This window comes from Microbacterium oxydans (assembly GCF_000956405.1).
In the GTDB taxonomy this organism is placed as follows: Bacteria; Actinomycetota; Actinomycetes; order Actinomycetales; family Microbacteriaceae; genus Microbacterium; species Microbacterium oxydans_C.
In genome coordinates, this window is record NZ_JYIV01000017.1 from 24,432 (window position 1) to 44,362 (window position 19,931).

The 19,931-nt window shown below is 67.4% G+C and carries 11 protein-coding genes; 4 read left to right on the plus strand and 7 right to left on the minus strand.

Going from position 1 to position 19,931, the window contains the following annotated elements:
* Positions 1–123: 123 nt before the first annotated feature.
* Both RN51_RS03315 and RN51_RS03320 read left to right on the plus strand, forming a co-directional pair.
* On the plus strand, positions 124–1,596 hold the full coding sequence (locus RN51_RS03315; protein WP_045262627.1) for a class I adenylate-forming enzyme family protein: 1,473 nt from the start codon (positions 124–126) through the stop codon (positions 1,594–1,596).
* Positions 1,593–2,837, plus strand: a complete 1,245-nt coding sequence (locus RN51_RS03320; RefSeq protein ID WP_045262628.1) for a beta-ketoacyl-[acyl-carrier-protein] synthase family protein — start codon at positions 1,593–1,595, stop codon at positions 2,835–2,837. The genes RN51_RS03315 and RN51_RS03320 overlap by 4 nt, the downstream gene beginning before the upstream one ends.
* A 12-nt stretch (positions 2,838–2,849) precedes the next feature.
* On the opposite strand, the gene RN51_RS03325 is transcribed toward RN51_RS03320, so the two are convergent.
* From RN51_RS03325 to RN51_RS03355, 6 genes are all read right to left on the minus strand, one after another.
* Positions 2,850–3,959 (minus strand): lactonase family protein, encoded by a 1,110-nt coding sequence (locus tag RN51_RS03325; protein WP_045262629.1) that lies wholly within the window; start codon positions 3,957–3,959, stop codon positions 2,850–2,852.
* 10 nt (positions 3,960–3,969) lie between these two features.
* On the minus strand, positions 3,970–5,256 hold the full coding sequence (locus tag RN51_RS03330; protein WP_045262630.1) for an adenylosuccinate synthase: 1,287 nt from the start codon (positions 5,254–5,256) through the stop codon (positions 3,970–3,972).
* Between the two features lie 216 nt (positions 5,257–5,472).
* Positions 5,473–8,481: an AbfB domain-containing protein gene (locus RN51_RS17915; protein ID WP_156149072.1), complete on the minus strand. Its 3,009-nt coding sequence runs from the start codon at positions 8,479–8,481 to the stop codon at positions 5,473–5,475.
* 43 nt (positions 8,482–8,524) lie between these two features.
* Positions 8,525–10,975 carry an FG-GAP-like repeat-containing protein gene (locus RN51_RS17920; protein ID WP_156149073.1) on the minus strand — a complete coding sequence of 817 codons (2,451 nt, stop codon included), beginning with the start codon at positions 10,973–10,975 and terminating at the stop codon, positions 8,525–8,527.
* Between the two features lie 99 nt (positions 10,976–11,074).
* Positions 11,075–12,235: a hypothetical protein gene (locus RN51_RS03350; protein WP_045262631.1), complete on the minus strand. Its 1,161-nt coding sequence runs from the start codon at positions 12,233–12,235 to the stop codon at positions 11,075–11,077.
* A 27-nt stretch (positions 12,236–12,262) separates the two neighbouring features.
* Positions 12,263–16,102, minus strand: a complete 3,840-nt coding sequence (locus RN51_RS03355; RefSeq protein WP_156149074.1) for a putative toxin — start codon at positions 16,100–16,102, stop codon at positions 12,263–12,265.
* 472 nt (positions 16,103–16,574) lie between these two features.
* Here RN51_RS03355 and RN51_RS03360 point away from each other — a divergent pair, with 472 nt between their 5' ends.
* Complete coding sequence (locus RN51_RS03360; protein WP_052674565.1) at positions 16,575–17,522, plus strand: DMT family transporter; 948 nt, start codon at positions 16,575–16,577, stop codon at positions 17,520–17,522.
* 58 nt (positions 17,523–17,580) lie between these two features.
* Positions 17,581–18,273 carry a Pr6Pr family membrane protein gene (locus RN51_RS03365; protein WP_045262632.1) on the plus strand — a complete coding sequence of 231 codons (693 nt, stop codon included), beginning with the start codon at positions 17,581–17,583 and terminating at the stop codon, positions 18,271–18,273.
* Positions 18,274–18,325: 52 nt separating this feature from the next.
* Here RN51_RS03365 and RN51_RS03370 read toward each other — a convergent pair whose 3' ends face one another.
* The gene (locus RN51_RS03370) at positions 18,326–19,747 is read right to left on the minus strand and encodes an NAD(P)-binding domain-containing protein (RefSeq protein WP_156149075.1); all 1,422 of its coding nucleotides are present in this window, start codon (positions 19,745–19,747) and stop codon (positions 18,326–18,328) included.
* Positions 19,748–19,931: the final 184 nt, after the last annotated feature.

Genomic DNA, 19,931 nt, shown 5'->3' on the forward strand with positions numbered 1-19,931 from the left:
CTGAACACCGTTCACCTGAACGGTGTTCATTAGAATAGGGAAGCGCCGTGTCTCCGTGCAAACCGCTCTCCCGCAATCCGTCCCCCGCACACCAGCCGAGGAGTTGTCACGTCTCTCTCCCCGATGCTCCATCACGTCGCCACCGCAGACCCTGACCGTCCGGCGATCGTCGGCACGGACGCGCGCCTGACCTACGGCGAGCTCCACACACAATCCCGCGGGATCTCCGCGAGTCTCGACCGGGTGCTCGCGACGACGCGCTCGGGATCGCCCGGTCACCCACCGCTCCCCCCGATCGTCGCCATCTGCCTGTCGACCGCCTTCGACACCGCCCGCATCGTCGTCGCTGCGGAGGCGGGTGACCGCATCCTCACCGTCATCGACCCGCAATGGCCCGTGACGCTGCAGCTCGAGCTGATCGTCGCGTGCGAGGTGACCGCCGTGATCACAGACGTGCCGTCACTCCGACATGCCCTGCGATCGCGCGGGTGGCCGGGCCTGGTGCTCGGGCTCGCCGACGTCGGACCCTCCGCCTCGGCTATCCCCGCCACCGGCGAAACCCCGGCCGATTCTCCCTTCCTGCTGCTGACCTCGTCGGGCACGACGGGCGCTCCGAAAGCGTTCCTCAAGACGCGGACCCACTACGCGGCGAACATCGCCGTCTCCCGAAGCTACCTGGGCGCAGACGAGCGCGTCGCCACCTTCGCTCCGGGGCCGATGTCGTACAGCCTGACGCTCTTCACACTGTTCGAGGTGTTGGCCACGGGCGGCGAGCTGCACGTCGCCGACCGCCTCGACGACCTGTGGCTCACCTCCCGCGTGCACGACGAAGGGATCACCCGTGTGGTCACGGTGCCCGCGGCGGTGAGCACTCTCGTCGATGCAGCCCTGCGCCATCCAGGCCGATACGACGCCATCGAGCTCATCGTGACCGGTGGCGCCGCGCTCTCTGCCGCCACCCGAGCACGCGCCGCCCTGGCACTCCCGCACGCCACGACAATCGGCTACTTCGGCACGGGCGAACTCGGCTTCATCGGCGACGACCGTGCCGGCGACGGCGACATCCGCCTCTACCCGCATGTCGAAGCCCGCGTGCGCGACGACGAAGGCAACGACCTGTCGCCGGGCGAGCTCGGCAGCCTCTGGGTACGGTCCCCCTCGTGTTCGACGACCTACCTGCGGAGCACCACCTCGGTGCCGCTGTCGGACACCGACGGCTGGGCGAGCGTGCACGACCAGGGACGGCTGCGCGACCGGGACTTCGCGTTCGTCGGCCGCCACGGCGACGTGGTCACCACCGGGGGACACACCATCGCCCTCGACGAGGTGCAGCGCGCCTTCGAGGGGATGCCGGGTCTCGGCGCCTGCTGCGCGATCGCCCAGCAGGATGATCGACTCGGCACGCGGATCGCACTGGTCGTCGAGGGGGAGGCCCCGACCACCGCGGAGCTGCTCGGGTGGGCGCGTGACCGGCTCGCCCCGGCATCCGTTCCCCGTCGTTGGTACGCAGTCCCGGAGTTCCCCCGAACCGCCGGCGGAAAGATCCGTCGCGCGGCCGTCGCAGAACTCGTGACGCGCAGAGGAGGACGATCATGAGCACCGGACGACCCGTCGTCCTCACCGGCGTCGGCGCGGTGACGCCGAGCGGTCTCACGGCGCCGGAGCTCTGGTCCTCCGTGCGCACCGGACGCAGCGGAATCACCGCACTCCCTCCGGAGATCGTCGGATCCGGGCCGGTGCGAGTCGGCGGAGTGGTGCGTGGATTCGTCGACCCCTCCGGCCTGTCGGCCCCTCTCGCACGGCGCCTCTCGCCGATGCAGCGGTGGTCGATCGGCGCCGCGGACGAAGCACTCTCGGACGCAGGGTGGAACGACCGGCCGGGGGACGCCTGGGCAACGCAGGTGATCGTCGCCACCGGATCAGGGCCGATGGATGCGACGGTGCGGGCCGCGCGTGCGCTGGGCGAGGAGGGTCCGCGCCGGGTGCCCGCAGGACTCACCGTCTACGGCACGGCCGACGCCATCGCCGGGGTGCTCAGCCGACGACACGGCTTCCTCGGGCAGACTCACGCCGTCGCCGCGGCCTGTGCGAGTGGAGCCGTGGCCCTCGGGGAAGCCCTCCGACGGATCCGACACGGCTACGCCGACGCCGTGCTGGTCGTCGGAGTGGAGGACTGCCTGAACCCGCTGCACCTCGCCGCGCACGCGAACCTGCGCTCGGTCGTGACGGGGTTCGACGACGACCCCGTCTCGGCCTCACGCCCGTTCGACAAGGCACGCACGGGCTTCGTCATGGCTCAGGGAGCAGCCGCCGTGCTGCTGGAGGCTGCGGACGTCGCCCGAGCTCGCGGCGCCCGGCCCCTCGCCACGCTCGCCGGATTCGGTGCGACCAGCGACGCGCATCACGCCACGGCACCCGATCCCACTGCGACCGGGGCGACGAGGGCGATCACCGCCTGCCTGGAGGACGCGGGGCTCCACGCAGCAGACATCGACCACGTGAACACCCACGGCACGGGCACGGTGCTCGGCGACACGGCAGAGCTCATCGCCCTCGAACAGGCTCTGGGCACGCGAGCCAGATCCGTTCCCCTGACCGCGACCAAGTCGAGCACCGGACACCTGCTCGGAGCCGCGGGTGTCGTCGAGGCCGTCATCGTGGCACTGACCCTGCGCGATCAGGTCCTCCCTCCGACGATCAACCTTTCGCATCCGTGCGCGGAGGGATGGGACTTCGTCCGCGACCGCGACCGAGCACATCCAGTCCGCACCGTGCTGTCGACCTCTTTCGGCTTCGGCGGGCACAACGCGGCGCTGCTGTTCACCGCGAGCGAGTGAATCGCGCCGAAGTCAGCGCACCGGAAGGAAGTGCGTCGGCGTCGGAACCTGCGCTTCGTGGCGGACGCCGAGGGGCGCGCCCGTGCGCTCGTCGAGGTCGATCAGGCTGATGGTGTCGGAACGCTGCCCCGCGACAAGCATCTTGCCCTCGTGGACGAGGTGGTGCCGAGGCCAGTCGACGCCGGAATCCGCCAGCGCCACCGACTCCAACGCCTCGCCCCCGCCGCGCACCCGCAACGCGGCGATCGTGTTGCTTCCACGCAGGGCCGTATAGAGGAACTGTCCGTCACGGGTGCGGGCGAGCTCGGCGGGGAAGTCTGTGCCCACTTCGGAGATCGGGCTCGTCAGGGTCACCGACACCACGCTCCAGGTGCCATCGACCGCGCGGCCGAGTGTGAACACCTCGCACGAGTACTCGGTGACCACGTGCAGGTGCCCGCTGGGGTGCAGCACCATGTGCCGCGGTCCAGTGCCGAGCGGCAGAACCACCTCGTGGTCGAGCACCAGCCCGCTGCCACCCTGCCGCCAGAACCTCACGAGGTCGAACCCGAGGTCGGTCGTGGCGACGCGTCCATCGGGGAGGAACACCGCGGCGTGCGCATGCGAGACACGGTCGCCGCCCACCCCGTACGGGTCCACCGCCGCGACGCCGTCTCCGGGAGGGGTCGGAGCGGGAGCATCAGGATCCGCGTCATCACCGAACAGTGCGGCCCGGAGTGCCGCCGCCGCATCCGCCTTCGCGGGGACTATGCGCCCTTCTGGGTCCAGCCCGAGCCTCACGACACGGCCGTCGCCGTAGCAGCTGGCGATCAGCGCCGAGCCGTTCGGGGCGACCGCCACATGACACACGTACTGACCGACCGGCGCGGGCGCACCCAGCGGCACCAGCACACCCTCACCCGCACGAACGAACGCCTGCACCGCGGAGTCTCCTTCGAGCGCCGCGTAGACGACGTCGAGGGTCGGATGCTGCGCCAGCCAGGACGGCGAAGGAACCTCCACCGCAGCGCCACGGTAGGCGAGAGTGGACGCCTCGCGACCCTCATCTCCTGCGAGCAGGCCGATGCCGTCGGCCGAACCGTCCATCGCGGGGCCGTAGCCGCCGAGCCAGAAGCGCGTCATCGGGTGCGGATCAGTCGAGCAGGTCGTGACGGACGATGACCTGGTCGCGCTCCGGACCGACACCGATGACCGAGATGCGCGTGTTGCTCATCTTCTCGAGCGCCAACACGTAGTCCTGCGCCGTCTGCGGCAGGTCCTCGAAGGTCCGCGCGACCGAGATGTCCTCATTCCAGCCGGGGAAGTACTCCAGGATCGGCTTCGCGTGGTGGAAGTCGGTCTGGTTGACCGGCACCTCGTCGAACCGCTCGCCGTCGACGTCGTAGGCGACGCACACGGAGATCTGCTCCAGGCCCGTGAGGATGTCGAGCTTCGTGAGCACGAGGTCGGTGATGCCGTTGATGCGCGTGGCGTAGCGCGTGATGGGGGCGTCGTACCAGCCCACCCGGCGCGGACGGCCGGTCGTGGTGCCGAACTCGAAGCCCTGCTTGCGCAGCCACTCGCCCTGCTCGTCGAACAGCTCGGTCGGGAACGGACCAGAGCCCACGCGGGTCGTGTAGGCCTTGACGATGCCGACGATGCGGTCGAGCGCACCGGGACCGACACCGGAGCCCGTCGCCGCTCCTCCGGCCGTCGCCGAAGACGAGGTCACGAACGGGTAGGTGCCGTGGTCGATGTCGAGCATCGTGGCCTGGCCGCCCTCGAACACGACGACCTCATCGCGGTCGAGCGCCTCGGCGATCAGGTAGCCCGTGTCGGCGACCATCGGCCGCAGCCGCTCGGCGTAGGAGAGCAGGTCTTCCACGATCTCGTCGCACGTGACCGCGCGGCGGTTGAAGACCTTCACCAGCAGGTGGTTCTTCTGGTCGAGAGCGCCCTCGACCTTCTGGCGCAGGATGTTCTCGTCGAACAGATCCTGCACCCGGATGCCGACGCGGTTGATCTTGTCGGCATAGGCCGGGCCGATGCCCCGGCCGGTGGTGCCGATGTTGCGCTTGCCGAGGAACCGCTCGGTCACCTTGTCGAGCGTGCGGTGGTACTGCGTGATGATGTGCGCGTTGGCGCTCACCTTGAGTCGAGAGACGTCGATGCCGCGGGCAGCGAGAGCTTCGAGCTCGGAGAACAGCACCTCGAGGTCGATCACCACGCCGTTGCCGATCACGGGCGTGACGCCGGGAGACAGGATGCCGGAGGGCAGCAGGTGCAGCGCGTACTTCTCGTCGCCGACGACGACGGTGTGACCGGCGTTGTTGCCGCCGTTGAACTTCACCACCCAGTCGGTGCGCTCACCGAGCAGATCGGTGGCCTTGCCCTTTCCTTCGTCGCCCCACTGCACGCCGACGATAACGATTCCTGGCATGGGTAACCCCCTGGCTTTCGCCGGGTTTGCACCGGCCGATGAGCTGGCCCTCTTCGGGCCGTCCCATCCTATCGGCAGGGGCCTGGTGCACCCCTTCTGGGGCGTGCCGCTCGCCCGCCGCCGACACGCTCCCGTCGCAGTTTCTGTCGTTCTCACCTGCTCAGAGCGACAGAAACTGCGACGGGAGTGGAGACATGGTTCCGTCCGAGTAGCTGACTACGGTGCAGTCACCCAGGGGGCGCCGATCGTCCATGCGACGTCGGGGATGTAGTTCTGAGTGTCATCCGCGTTCGGAACCCCCGTCCACCAGGAGACACCGCCGTAGACGAGGCCGTTCTTGTGGCTGCGCAGCACGCGCCACGAATCACTGGAGATGCTGAAAGTCAGCCCCTTCCCGAACGCCGCATCCTCCGCGCACCACGTCGCGCGGTACGGAACCGTGGGAGCAGCCACCGAAATGCTCTCACCGACGTTCAGGTAGAGGTAGCGCCCCGGCGCCGACAGCGACTCGAAGCTGTAGCACTGCGGGTTCGCGAGGCCCGGGACCACTCGGAACGTGGCATCCGTTCGCGCGCTCAGCGGCGACGCATCGGTAAGCATCGGGATCGTGGCCTGAGCACCGCCCGCGGTCGCGGACAGCGACTTCCCGGTCTCCGCGGTACGAAGCGAGACGAGACTCCCCACAGGGGCGATGTCGTACCGCATCTGGGTCGCATTGCGGTAACGCCACTGCTGCTGCGGCGACGCGGCGACGGGCGCAGCGAGCGCCACGGTGCCGGCCGTCGGAGCTGCCAGGGCCTTGCCCGACCCGGCGTTCAAGACCGTGACCACACCGGAGGGAAGGGTGGTGAAGGACCACCGCTGCTTGGCATCGGTCAGATCGCACGGCGCCTGCACGACCGCGCTGCCCGCCGCGTCCGCGCTCCCGAGGCACAACGTCCGGGTGACCGTGTTGCGCAGTGCGAATGCCCCTGCGCCCGACTCGATCAGCTCCCACTGACGCACCTGCCACACCTCGGAGCAGCCCACCGCGACGATCACCGCACCCGCGACAGCGCTACGGTCCTTCGCCGTCACGCACTTGCCACTCTGCGCGACGCTCTCAAGTTCGAGCACCTGCGCGGGAGCCAGTGTCGGCGGCGCCCAGGCCTCACCGATCGTCCACGCGGTGTCGGGGACGAAGTTCTGCGTGTCGTCAGCGATCGGGATGCCGGCGTACCAGGAGGCTCCGCCGTAGACGAGGCCATTCGAGTGGCTGCGCATCACACGCCACGGGTCCGTCGCGGTCGAGAAGGTGACGCCTTGACCGAATGCGGCGTCCTCCGCGCACCAGGTCGCACGGTAGGGAACAGTGGGAGCGCTCACCGTGACGAGTCCGCCGATGTTCATGGTGAGGTACTGCCCCGGAACCGTGAGCGACTCGAAGCTGTAGCACTGCGCGTCAACGAGACCGGCCACGACCCGGAAAGTCGACGCCGTTCGTGTGGCCAACGGCGAGTTCGCGACAACGTCACCGACCGTCACCTGCGCCGAGGCCGCACCGGCGACCACGGACTTCCCGCCGACAGCGGTGCGCAGCGAGACGTAGCTGCCGATCGTCGCTGCGTCGTATCGCATCTTCGTGACGTTGCGGTACTTCCAACGGTCGGCATTCGCCCCGGTGTCGGCACGCAGCGAGAGGGTGGTCGCGGTCGGCGCGGAGAGGACATTGCCGGAAGCGGCGTTGACGATGCTCACGGCACCGGCGCGCTGCTCACGGAAGGTCCACTGCTGCTTCGGGTCGGTCGTAGCGCACACGGCCTGCACGACGCCCGTGCCGGCTGCATCGGCCGCGATGCACTTGTCCCGATTCACGTAGTTGCGAAGCGCGAAGACCGTCGGGGTGACCTCGACGAGCTCCCACCGACGCTGCTGCCAGACCTCGGTGCAGACCACTCCGACGATCACGCTGCCCACACCGGTGTTCCGGTCCTTCGTGGTCACGCAGGCTCCCGCCTGAGAGATGTTCTCGATCTCCAGCACCTGTGCGGCGCTGATTCCGGCGAGCTTGCGTCCGTTCTCGATGGTGGTGGCCACCCAGGGTGCGATGATGTCGCCGCGCGTCGCCGTGACCGATCCGGTGCCGGCGGGGATGCCGGACCCGTAGCAACCCGCCTGCGAAGCCTGCGAGGCGACGGCGACGAGCGTCTTGGTGCCGTTGACGTCGCGAACCCCGGGGGCGCCGCCATCACCGAGGCAGAGCGATGCACCGGACGCCGAACCTGTCACGGTGGTCGCGTTGACGGCCGTCACCGGGTAGGTGTTCGTGTGCGCAGCGAGTGGGACCCAGACGGACGCGGTGCGACCGAAGCCGGTGAAGGCGATGTCCTGACCGGCGACCGGAGCGGTCGTGGCGATCGGCATGGGGGTGATGTCATCGACCGGCGCCTCCAGCTTCGCCAGGACCGCGTCCTGACCGTTGCCGGCCGGCTCCAGGTGCGTGATCTTCACGCCCAGATCCCCGGTCCCGCTCATCGTCTTGTCGTTCGCGACATCCGGGCCGAACAGCACTCGAGCCGGAGCTGCCGGGGCTCCCGCGACCAACGTCGCCGGGTCGGCCGCGAAGCAGCTCGCCGCCGTCAGCACCCACGACCGGTCCACGAGCGTTCCGGTGCAGGACCCGAGACCCGTGCGGATCTTCGTGCTCGCCGTCCGCGGATGCGTGGTGGTCGTCGCCGGCACATCCGTCGACACCGCGTCAACCTCGATCTTCACGACCGTCGACTGACCCGTCTGCAGCTCGTCGACCGTCCGCCGTCCATTCGCAGGAACCGGGAGCTCCTTCTCCGGAGCACCCGCGACCGAGTATGTGACGTCCATCGGCTGCTTGCCGGCCTTGACCCCGAACGACGCCGCGATCTCCAGATTCAGTACCGCTGGACGGAACACCGTCTCAAAACACACCTTCGCCTTCTTGCCGGCCTTCTCGAACTCGACCTCGACCTGCCCGGTCCCCGTCGCGCACGTGACCACCCGCAGGCCGCCGTTGCCGTCCTTCAACACGATCCCGGCCGCCGCACCCACCGCGGCCCCCTCCGGATACGCACCCGACTCCACCAGGAACCCCGGAGCATCATCCGCCACCGCCGACGACACCGGAACCGAGACGAGCAACGCCGACACCAACGCCGCCGCCACCCCCACAGCCACACCACGACCCCGACGGGGAACTTTCAATGAGAACATGCAATGCCTTTCAAGAGAACCGAGAGTGAGTGTGAGAGTGGGCTCAGCTGAACAGTCGGAGCGAGGTCCATCCGTTGCCGACGCGTGTGGAGGCTCCGAACCCGGATATGCCGAGTCCGGGGTACACGTACAGTCCGCCGTCACCCGTCCGGCCGAAGAGGTCGGCTTTGCCGTCCAGGCCGTAGTCGACGCCTCCCGTGATGGCCGTGATGTTGTTCCACCCGTTGCCGACCTGCGGACCACCCGTGAGCGTCACGTTGTTGCCCGGATAGATAAGGAGGTCTCCGGTCGACGAGGTGGCGAGGATGTCGCCCTTTCCGTCACCTGTCCAGTCACCGGCGAGGACCCGAGAGATCCCGCCCCAGTCGTGGCCGATCTTCATCTTGGCTCCGAATGTGCCGTTCCCGTTGCCCGGGTAAGCGTAGAGGTGGCCGTCGGGCTCCCGGGCGACGAGGTCGGCCTTCTGATCGCCGTTGAAGTCGATGCCACCCGTGATCAGCCCCTTCGTGTCCCACCCGCGGGCGGCGAGTGCCTTCGTCGGGAAGCCCAGCGCACCATCACCCTGGTAGTACCAGAGCGTGCCGTCGGTGTTGACGACCATCATGTCGCCCTTGCCGTCCCCGTTGTAGTCGCCGTGGGTGATGGTCTTGGCCGACGCCCACCCAGCGCTGACGGAGGTCTGGGTCGTCCATCCTCCGTTGCCGTTGCCGTGGTAGATGTACAGCGCGTTGGATGAGGTGATACCGATCACATCGGCCTTGCCGTCGCTGTTCAGATCGAACGACGGCTTCGCCGGCGTGAGCGGCACACCGTGGTACTCGAAGTGGTTGTGGGAGCAGTCCTCTTCGGTCTGCGCCCAGCCGTTCGGAACTGTGAGTGCCGGGCGGCACGCGACCTGACCGATTCCCGCGGGCGCCGGCAGCGCGGTGAACATCGCGGTCGCCAGAGCCAGGTCCTGAGCGGTGTTGCCTGTCGCCGCGACGCCGTTCACCACGCTGATGTCGACGGCGTGACCGCCGCTGTCCTTCGCGTGGTAGCTCGTGGCCGACGGCGTCGCCGTGAGGCAGTACTCATTGAGAGACGAGACCGTGACCGTGAAGTGCTGATCCACCACGACGTTCTTCAGCGCGGAGAGGATGACGGGATCGATCGTGCAGTCGCGAATCTGTCCGCCGATCAGGTGGCCGCGCTTGAAGCCGTCGGCATACGCCTGGATCTGCGCAAGCGCCTCGGTCCCGCTCACGCGTCCGGTAGCCACGATCTGCTGCGCAAGCGCCTGATCCGCCGCGGCCACCGGGGTCGTGTCGAGCCCCTTCTGGACCGTGGCAGCCACCCATCCGGCGATCACGTCGCCACGGGTCGCGATGCTCGAAGCGGTGCCTGCCGGGATGCCGGAGCCGTAGCAACCGGTCTGCGAAGCCTGCGAGGCGACAGCGACGAGCGTGTCCGTTCCATCGATGCTGCGGACGCCGGGGGCGCCGCCGTCACCGAGGCAGAGGGACGCACTGGATGCCGCGGCGGTCACGGTAGCCGTACTGACGGCGGTGACCGGGTACGTGTTCGTGTGCGCGGCAAGGGGGACCCAGACGGACGCGGTGCGACCGAAGCCGGTGAAGGCGATGTCCTGACCGGCGGCCGGAGCCGATGTCGCGATCGGCATGGGGGTGATGTCGTCGACCGGCGCCTCCAGCTTCGCCAGGACCGCGTCCTGACCGTTGCCGGCCGGCTCCAGGCGGGTGATCTTCACGCCCAGATCCCCGGTCCCGCTCATCGTCTTATCGTTCGCGACATCCGGGCCGAACAGCACACGAGCCGGAGCTGCCGGGGCCCCCGCGACCAACGTCGCCGGGTCGACCGCGAAGCAACTCGCCGCCGTCAACACCCACGACCGGTCCACCAGCGTTCCCGTGCAAGACCCGAGACCCGTGCGGATCTTCGTGATCGCCGTCCGCGGATGCGTGGTCGTCGTCGCCGGCACATCCGTCGACACCGCATCCACCTCGATCGCCACGATCGTCGACTGACCCGTCTGATTCTGGTCGACAGTGCGACGCCCACCCGCCGGAACCGGGAGTTCCGTCTCCGGACCACCCGCGATCGAGTACGTGACATCCATCGGCTGCTTACCGGCCTTCACACCGAACGACGCCGCGATCTCCAGATTCAGTACCGCTGGACGGAACACCGTCTCGAAACACACCTTCGCCTTCTTGCCCGCGTTCTCGAACTCCACCTCGATCAACCCGGCCGCGACCGGAACCGGGACCGGACACGTCACCACCCGCAGGCCCCCGTTGCCGTCCTTCAGAACGATCCCACTCGCCGCCCCCACCGACGCCCCATCCGGATACGCCCCCGACTCCACCAGGAACCCCGGAGCATCATCGGCCACCGCCGAGGTGACGGGAACCGAGACGAGCAACGCCGACACCAACGCCGCCGCCACCCCCACAGCCACACCACGACCCCGACGGGGAACTTTCAATGAGAACATGCAATGCCTTTCAAAACGTTCTGGCTGTCTGGCCAGCTTTGCGATAGAGAGCTGCCTGGGTACAAGTTCCTTTGAGCGAATTCTTCGTGTGGTGATTCGCTAGTCCGACGATTTGAATCCGAAGAACCCTCGCAAAAGCCGATGGCTGGTTCTCGCTCCGGACCCGCCCAGTTCGGCAGGCCGCAGACGGGCAGGGGCTGTGGCCAGCCGCGGATTGTCTAGATCGTCTTGCACAGGCGTCAACTTCTCGGGCAACCAGGACCGCCGTCCTGAGATGCGCGCGATCTCCTCCGCATCGACCGGGTGCAGCGCCCAGCGATGGAGGATCCCCTCCGGGTAGGTCACGGTTTGCTCTGGTTTCAGATACGGTCGCACTAGTTCTCCGTAGCTAGGGGAGAACCATGTGAGCCATTGGGGAACGCGTGGAAGACCCGGCCATTCGCCGGTACCAATCTGCGGGACAGCCGACGCGAACTCGCTATCGTTGACCTCGATGCAGGCAAAGAAGCTCGACGTTCGCTTTGCAAACTCCACGAAGAACGTTTCCAGGCCGCTCAGGTCGGCGGAACGAGAGCCTGTCAGCTCAAGTGTCAGTCGGACCGACGGCCACAGCGGATCTGACCATTCGGAAATGAATCCCCTGATGAGAACACTTTCCCCTTTGATAATGAGCCTGCTCGCTGAACATTCATCGCGAAAATAGCGGTCAAAACCATCATCCCCGTCCCTGCGGAGACTGCCTGACAATGGGTCGTGCGTCCCAAACCGAACGGGTGCCACTCTGTCATAGAACCGCCTGCCGGTCTCGAGATAGATGGCGGCAAGTTCTGGGCTCCCCTCACCGAAGTACCACTCAGCATGAAGGAATCGCGAACCCGGAGGCCGGCCATCCTTCTTAGCACCCACGGACTGCGTTTGAGGATCCACCACCCATCCGGCAACTCGTGCGGCCAGGCGCTCGGCGAACGCTTTCGCTGAGAACACACCATCAGCACCGCCGCGCTCCACCACGATTCGATACAGAACCGTCGCCAGCGCGAGATCAGACTCGTGGCCTGCCGGCAGATCTTCCGGTTCAATTCGATAGGCACCGGACAACACGAAGGCGTACTTGCCGGACTCCGCGAAGATAATAGGGACAGCAGGAGGCGCCAATGCCATGGAGTCATCAACGATCAACTGATCGTCGGCGATCACGAACTCCCTCATTTCGTGTGACGACAATTCGATTCGACCATAGACCTCCAGGTCGTACGACATACGATCACCTCCTCCTCAGAAGCACAGTCACTTGCAGATCGTCTTGATCATGTTCTCCGAAAGTCCGCCACCGTTCTCATCAGGGAGGTACTTCACGAAGATACTCACACCGGTTGGTGGCGAGCAGAGGACGCCCTTCAGATCAGGATGAAGTTTCGTGTCGTCTCGGATGATAAGACCGAACTCAGAGGCCTTGTCGGTCTCACCCTTCTTCGGCGCTTTCGACATTGCGTACGCCATGTAGTCCTGCAACTGGTTGGTGTAACGCAGCATGGCAACATTCTTCACATCCGCAATCGTTGTCTTTGTTACACCCGCAGTTTCCGTTTTCAGAAGAATATCCGGCTTGCGATAAGCGGCCGTCCCATTGAGCGATTCGATGCGATTGTTCATCCCGGGTGGAATCCCCGCGTTGCGTTCAGCCCACCGACCGATGTCTCTAATTCCCGGCATCTGTCCCGGGAGCAATTTACCCGGGTTCGTTGCGGCGAGCTCCAGCGTGAGGTTGCACCCATCTCCATCGAGGCATTGGCCTCGGACCATATCGCCGGCCTGGGTCTTGTTCTTCTTGAGAAGGCTGAATGCGTCGCCGACCTTGTTGACGAAGCCGACGACCTTGTCGGCGAGCTTCATGATCAGCGGGATCGACTCGACCAGCTTGGCCAGCTTGCCCCAGGGGGCGAATCCGATGATCGCCATGAAGCACGCACCGACGTCTCCCTTGGTGACGCAGTCCATGATGTCGGTCACGCCGATGAGGTCGAGGAGGACCGTGCCGCCCTCTTGGATGATGAAGTTCAGCAGCGCATCGGGCTGCGTCAGCGCGTGGGCGTCCTTCAGCCGCTGCACCTCGGCGTCGCCACCGAGCGCGTACGCAGCATCGATCTGCTCCTGCGTCAGCTCTCCCTCCTTGCCGGCAGGGGGCGGGTAGTTGTCAGCCCCATCCTCCGCGCGCTGCTTCGACGCCGCGATCTCGCGTGCCTCGGTTGCCGCCTTCACGGCAGCTTGCGCATCCAGCCCCGCGTTCGTCGCCGATGTGGCCGCACGGCTCGCCGCATCGTTGGCCCGCGACGCCGCCGCGCTGGCCGACTGCGCCGATGACGTGGCCTGCGCGGCGAACCCGTTGGCCTTCCTGGCGTCCGCTGTCGCAGCCGTCAGCGCCTGATGCGCCCGCTGCGACGACTGACGCGCCTCGTTCTCGGAAGCTGTCGCCTGGTTGGCTGAGGTGGCCGCCTGCGCAGCCCAGCCCTGCGCCTCCTGCGCATACTGCCGAGCCTGTCGGGCGCTCTCCTCGGCCTCCGCCGCCGCCTGCCGTGCTGTCGCTGCCGCCTTCTCCGCGAGCGCAGCTGCTTCCCGCGCAGACGCCGCCTGCTGGTCGGCCAGGTGCAGCATGCTCTGCATCTGCGCCACGTGCGCCGCGGTGTCGTTGTCGCGCTTGGCGGCCTCGTACTGCCCCTGCTCCAGGAACCTCTTCAGCGCCGTCTTGGAACCTTCGAGCGCGATGTTCGCGGCCGCCTGCACCTCGGGGCCGCCCGACGTGCTGAGGGCGAACGCCGCCGCACGCTGGTCTACCTCCAGTGCGTCGTACTGTCCTTCGGCGATGAACTTCGCGAGAACCGCGGGGTCATCGGCGTCGAGCGCACGGTTCGCCTCGCGCTGCATGGCCGGTCCACCCTCAGTGGCCAGCACGAACGCGATCTGCCGGTTCTCGAGGTCACGGATCTCGGGTAGCCGTTCGGTGAGGAATGCGGCGACGTACTCCTCGCCGTTCTCGAGGACGTCGTACGCCTCGCTCTGCAGCATCGTGTTCTCGCCGTCGTACAGCAGGGCCTTTGCTTCGTCCCACTGGTCCTGCTCGAGCGCGATGCCATACCCGTTCTTGAAGAATTCGACGACGGCCTCATCGTTCCCGATGACAGCCTGCTCCGCCGCGGCGGCGATCCACGGGGTTCCCGACGTGATCAGAGCCAGCATCGCCGAACGCGCCTCCGGCAGCAGCTCCTGCAGGTTGGCATTCGGAGCCGTGATCTTCTTCAGGAACGCGCTGCTCTCAGCAACCGCTGCCGCGCCCTCCTTCTTGGCCTCGTCCTTGAGCTCCTTCTCTTCGGCTTCCTCTGCTGCGGCGATCTCCGCCTGTGCCAGCCCGAATTCCTCTTCAGCTGCCAGGCGCTCCGCGTCGGCCTTCCGCGCCAGGGCGAAGATGGTCTTCGCGAGTTCGACATCCTTCGTCGCGGCATCGGCAGCGGCCGCCGCCTTCGCCGAAGAGGCGGTCGCCCGAGCCGCAGCGCCCTGCGCCACACCGGCCTGAGCCGCGGCCGTGTCCGCCTCGATCGCAGCAGCGTTCGCGTTGTCCGCCGCACGACCGGCCGCATCCCGCGCCTGCTGTGCGACAGCCGAAGTCTCGGCGGCAAGACGATCCGTCCGCGCCGTCGCGGATGCGGCGCGGCCCTTGGCCGCATTCGCCTTCGCCGCAGCAGCCCGCGCCTGCGCGGCAGCCGCCGACGACACTCCCGATGCCTGGGAGGCTTCCATCGCGTACCCGGCCGCCTCGCCCGAGTAGCCTGCCGCAGCACCCGCCGCCTGAGATGCACGGTTCGCTGCATTCGTCGCGGTCTCCGCCTCGGCCGCAGCGCGCTTGGCCTTCGCTGCCTTGTCGGCGGCGTCGCGCGCCTTCTCCGCCTCGGCGCGCGCCGCAGCTGCCATTCCTGCCTGGCCCGCAGCATTCGCGGCCGCACCATCGGCGTTCGCGGCCGCACGGTTCGCCCGAGCCGCAGCCGAAGCAGCCGTTCCGGCCGCGCTCATCGACGCATTCATGGCCTGGTGCGCTGCGGCAGCTGCCTGCACCGCGAGATCGGCAGCGTCGGCCGCTTGACGCGCGAGTCCCGCCGCCCTGCTCGCGGCGGCACTCGCCTGCTCAGCGTTCCCCTGCGCGGCGGCGGCCTGCTGGGCGGCGCGCTGCGTCGCCTCCTTCGCGAGCTTGGCGGCGAGGACCGCCTGGGCGGAGGCGTTGTCGGCGTTGCGACGCTCCTCCTGAGCGACCATGTTCGCCGCGATCACCTGATTGGTCAGCTGGGCGATCGTCGCCGCCTCGGCATCGCGCGCGCCGGCGACGAACTGCCCGTATCGCAGGAAGTCGGCGACGGCCTGCGCGTCCTCGGATCCATCCGGGAGAGTGGCGTCGAGCGCCGCCTCCGCCGCGGCGATCACACTCGGCGACCCGGTGGAGGCGAGCACATAGACCGCTGCCCGGTCATCGATGATCTTGGCGTCGTACTGACCGATCAGCAGGAACTGCGAGACAGCGCTCGGGTCGTCGGAATCCAGCGCCTTGTTGGCCTCTCGCTGGACTGTCGGCGTCCCGGTGTCGGCGAGCACGAACGTCGCCGAGCGGTCGTCGACTTCCCAGGCGTCCTTCCACCCCTCGGTGACGAAAGTGCGAAGCTGGTCGGGATTGTTGGCCGTGAGCGCGGACTCCGCCTGCTGCCGGACGGCACGGCCACCCGCGAGGCTCAAGCGCAGGGCGATGAGGCGATAGTCCTGCGCGATCGCCTCATGCTGACCCGTGGTGATGAAGTGCTCGATGCTCTGCCCGCCCTTGAGCAGCGCCTGCCTCGCGGCCGCCTGCACTGCAGGCCCGCCATCGGTGAACTGCGTGACCACACCGGCAGCATCCGTCGACGGAGCGAAGAGCCCCGCTGGCGGCGAGACCTGAGTACGCGCGGTCGCCGCGGCAGTCGCCGCCGACGCCTCGAGAGGCTGGAACAAGCCCACAGCGACGATGGTCGCCATCAACATCGCGGCGAGCGCGAACGGAAGTCGCCGAACAGGCGCGAAACGCAAGTGCCGACGGCGAGGTCTGGTCTTCATCGCAGGATTCTTCTCCAGGGGGACACGACAGGGTTCGAACCGCGCGGCGATTGCGAACGCTGCGACGACGGCGCCCCCGAGCGAATCTGGGCGCACGCGCACAAGCACGACGGAACGCACGCAGACCACGACCTCGAACGGGACCGTCACGCTTCGACCGTGGGCTTGCGGCGGTACTCGCTGGGGACTCTATCCGTCAGCTGTGAGTCTTGTCTGTCCCCCGAACGGCCTACTTGACGCTGAGTGTCAGCTGTGAAGCATGCAGTAATGGCAACATTTGACTACATTCCATGCTCATGCGACTGGCCTGCGGTGCGCGAACTTTTTTCCACTCAAGTGAGGAACGTGAACTGGCGGCGAAGAATTCGTGAATCGACACCATCGAATCGCGGTCCGAGATCGGCTGAAATCCGACGACGGGTGTCACTCCGACGGCTCGTCCGGCGTCGGTGCCACCTGCCAGGATCGGAAGATGTCAGCAGCCACATCCGGCGACCCCGGGATCACCTCCGACGGGATCCGCGCCGACGGTGGGGCACCCAAGAAGCAGGGCGCGCTCGTCCTCGCCGCCGCGCTCGTCACGGTCGTGCTGTGGGCGTCCGCCTTCATCGGCATCCGCGGTGCGGGTCCGCACTACGACCCGGGTGCCCTGGCGCTGCTGCGTATGGCGGTCGGCACGGCCGTGCTGACGATCATCGCGGTTCGACACGGCATCCACATCCCTGCCCGTCGGCACTGGCTGCTCATCGCGGCGTGGGGCATCGGATGGTTCTGCGTCTACAACCTCGCCCTCAACAGTGCGGAGTTGACGCTCGATGCGGGCACCGCCGCGATGGTCGTGAACCTCGCTCCCCTCATGGTCGTCGTCTTCAGCGGCCTGTTCCTGCGTGAGGGTTTCCCGAAACCGCTCGTGATCGGCGCACCCATCGCCTTCCTCGGGGTCGTACTCATCGGCATGAACTCCACCACCAGCGCCGGGCCCGACATCACGGGACTGTTGCTCGCGCTCCTCGCCGCGATCATGTACGCCGGGTGCACGCTCGTGCAGAAGCGCCTGCTCACCTCGGGCGTCGACTCGACCACTCTCACCTGGCTCGGCGCGGGCGTCGGCACCATCGCGTTGTTGCCCTGGCTGGGCAGCCTCATCGGCTCCCTGCAGTCGGCACCACTGGATGCCACGCTCTGGGTCGTCTACCTCGGCGTCTTCCCCACGGCCATCGCCTTCACGACCTGGGCCTACGTGCTGCAGCGCAGCACCGCGGGGCAGACCTCGGCGACTACCTACGTGGTTCCGGCGATCGCGATCCTCATGTCCTGGGCGATCCTCGGCGAGGTACCGACGCCGCTGATGTTCCTCGGTGGCGCGCTCTGCCTCCTCGGCGTGCTCATCACGCGTCTCCGCTGGCGGCAGCGCTCCTGACGCCACTCACCGCCCCGGTCTACGTCGGAGTGACGCTACAGTTTCGCTCGGAGGCGAAATGACGACCTGGTGGCCCTACGCACGACTCGCAGCATCGGTTCTCGCCGTGGCGGCCATCGTCGCCCAGCTGGTGCGGACCCTCGAGATCGCGCTCGCGTCCGAGACCGCGTGGGGCGCACACCTGCCCACGGTCTTCGTGAACTTCTTCAGCTTCTTCACGATCCTGTCGAACGTGCTGGCTGCCGCCGCGCTCGCCATCGGTGGGATCTGGGCACTCGCGAATCGTCGCACGGCATCGCCGGAACCGGGCTGGTTCGCCGTGTTCCTGGTCTGCGCGAGCACGTACGCGATCGTCACCGGGGTCGTCTACAACACCCTGCTGCGGGGAATCGAACTGCCCCAGGGGTCGACGGTCCCCTGGTCCAACGAAGTGCTGCACGTGGTGGTTCCGCTCATCATGCTGCTCGACCTGCTCTTCGCACCACGACGCCGAGCGCTCGGTTGGGGCGCCGTCGGAGTCGCAGCCATCTTCCCTATCGTCTGGGTCGCCTACACGCTGATCCGAGCGAACCTCGTGATCTCTCCATCGACGGGTGAGCCGTGGTGGTACCCGTACCCGTTCCTGAATCCGCACAGGTACGGATATGGCGGCGTCGCGCTCTGGGTGCTGCTGATCGCCGCGATCATCATGGCCACCGCCGCTCTCGTCGTCTGGGTCGGACGCCGGCGAGGCACCCGCGACCCCGCCTGACGAGAACGCCCCTCCCCTCCGTGAGAGAGGGAAGGGGCATCGAAGCACCGGGTCAGACTGCGGCGAGCGCCTCGCGGTCGTCATCGCGTGGTGCGTCCATGATCCGCCGCGCCTCGAGGGAGTCGGCGTCGACGTCCAGGTAGCGTTCGAGCGAATCGTCGAGCTCCTGGAGCCACGGTGTGTGGTGCACGACGGCGATCGTCCCCGTCATCACCGACTCGTAGGTGCGGTCGCGATAGCCCATGATGTCTTCCTTCTTGTCGTGCTTCCACGCGAGGAAGATCTCCACGACCCGGTCGAGGTCGAACTCCGGGTAGTCGGTGAGCTGGAGGAGGTCGCGGATGTAGTCGGCCTGGAAGCGGATCTCCGTCGCTGCCGAGTCGATCTCCGCGAACCGCTTCCGCCACGCGGCGATGGACGCAGCGCGCTCGGCCTCATCGGGCAGGGTGATCCGGCCGAGGATGACGTCGCGCACGAACCAGGCCTGCGCGTCGAACATGTTGAACGTGAACCACTGGTCCTGCGCACCGAGGTAGGCCAGGCGCGGGTTGCCCTGCCACAGAATCCCGCGGTACAGACCGTCGGGGTAGACGTTGTTCGGCGACGACAGCGCGAGGTCTGCCGGCAGGAACGGGTACTTGTGCAGGTAGCCGGTGCACAGGATGACCGCATCGACCTCCTTCGACGTGCCGTCGGCGAAGTGCACGGTGCGACCCTCGAAGCGCTCGACGCACGGACGCTCCTCGAAGCCCTCGGGCCAGTCGTACCCCATCGGGGCCGTCCGGTAGCTCGCGGTGACCGAACGGGCGCCCATCTTGAAAGCCTGGCTGCCGATGTCCTCCGCTGAGTAGCTCGACCCGATCACGAGCACATCGCGGTCTGCGAAGGCCTCGGCGCCTCGGAAGTCGTGGGCGTGGCTGACATAGCCGGGGAAGGTCTCGATCCCGGGCACGTCCGGCACATTCGGGAAGGAGAAGTGTCCGCTGGCCACGATGACGCGGTCGAACTCCTCCGTGGTCGTGCGTCCCGTCGGCAGGTGCTCGCTGGTGAGACGGAACACCTCACGATCCTCGTCGAACTCCACCCATCGCACCGAGGTCTCGAAGCGGATGAGGTCGCGCACGCGGGTCTTCGCGAGGCGCCCTGCGATGTAGTCCCACAGCACCGGGCGCGGCGGGTACGACGAGATCGGCCGTCCGAAGTGCTCGTCGAAGGTGTAGTCGGCGAACTCCAGCGCCTCCTTCGGGCCGTTCGACCACAGGTTGCGGTACATGCTGGAGTGCACGGGTTCGCCGTGTTCGTCCAGCCCGGTGCGCCAGGTGTAGTTCCACTGTCCGCCCCAGTCGGCCTGCTTCTCGAAGCAGACCAGTTCGGGGATCTCCGCCCCCGCGCGGGCTGCCGACTCGAAGGCCCGCAGCTGCGCCATGCCCGAGGGGCCGGCGCCGATGATCGCTACTCGTTCACTGTTCGTCACGTATCGTCCTCACACTTCCGTCATGTATCGATGAGCGGCCGCGTCCGAGCGAGGAACAGTTCTGTCCCGGTGGGAGCGGAAAGCTCGACCAACCCGGAAAGCGGCTGCCCTTCGACGTTAGCAGGGCCGGTGATCGGCACCGGAGGAGCGGAATCGCGCGCGAGAAGTGGAGGTCGAGGAGCCC

Coding starts and splice junctions, on each gene's coding strand:
- RN51_RS03315 (WP_045262627.1), top strand. CDS start 124: ATGCTCCATCACGTCGCCACCGCAGACCCTGACCGTCCGGCGATCGTC.
- RN51_RS03320 (WP_045262628.1), top strand. CDS start 1,593: ATGAGCACCGGACGACCCGTCGTCCTCACCGGCGTCGGCGCGGTGACG.
- RN51_RS03325 (WP_045262629.1), bottom strand. CDS start 3,959: ATGACGCGCTTCTGGCTCGGCGGCTACGGCCCCGCGATGGACGGTTCG.
- RN51_RS03330 (WP_045262630.1), bottom strand. CDS start 5,256: ATGCCAGGAATCGTTATCGTCGGCGTGCAGTGGGGCGACGAAGGAAAG.
- RN51_RS17915 (WP_156149072.1), bottom strand. CDS start 8,481: ATGTTCTCATTGAAAGTTCCCCGTCGGGGTCGTGGTGTGGCTGTGGGG.
- RN51_RS17920 (WP_156149073.1), bottom strand. CDS start 10,975: ATGTTCTCATTGAAAGTTCCCCGTCGGGGTCGTGGTGTGGCTGTGGGG.
- RN51_RS03350 (WP_045262631.1), bottom strand. CDS start 12,235: ATGTCGTACGACCTGGAGGTCTATGGTCGAATCGAATTGTCGTCACAC.
- RN51_RS03355 (WP_156149074.1), bottom strand. CDS start 16,102: ATGAAGACCAGACCTCGCCGTCGGCACTTGCGTTTCGCGCCTGTTCGG.
- RN51_RS03360 (WP_052674565.1), top strand. CDS start 16,575: ATGTCAGCAGCCACATCCGGCGACCCCGGGATCACCTCCGACGGGATC.
- RN51_RS03365 (WP_045262632.1), top strand. CDS start 17,581: ATGACGACCTGGTGGCCCTACGCACGACTCGCAGCATCGGTTCTCGCC.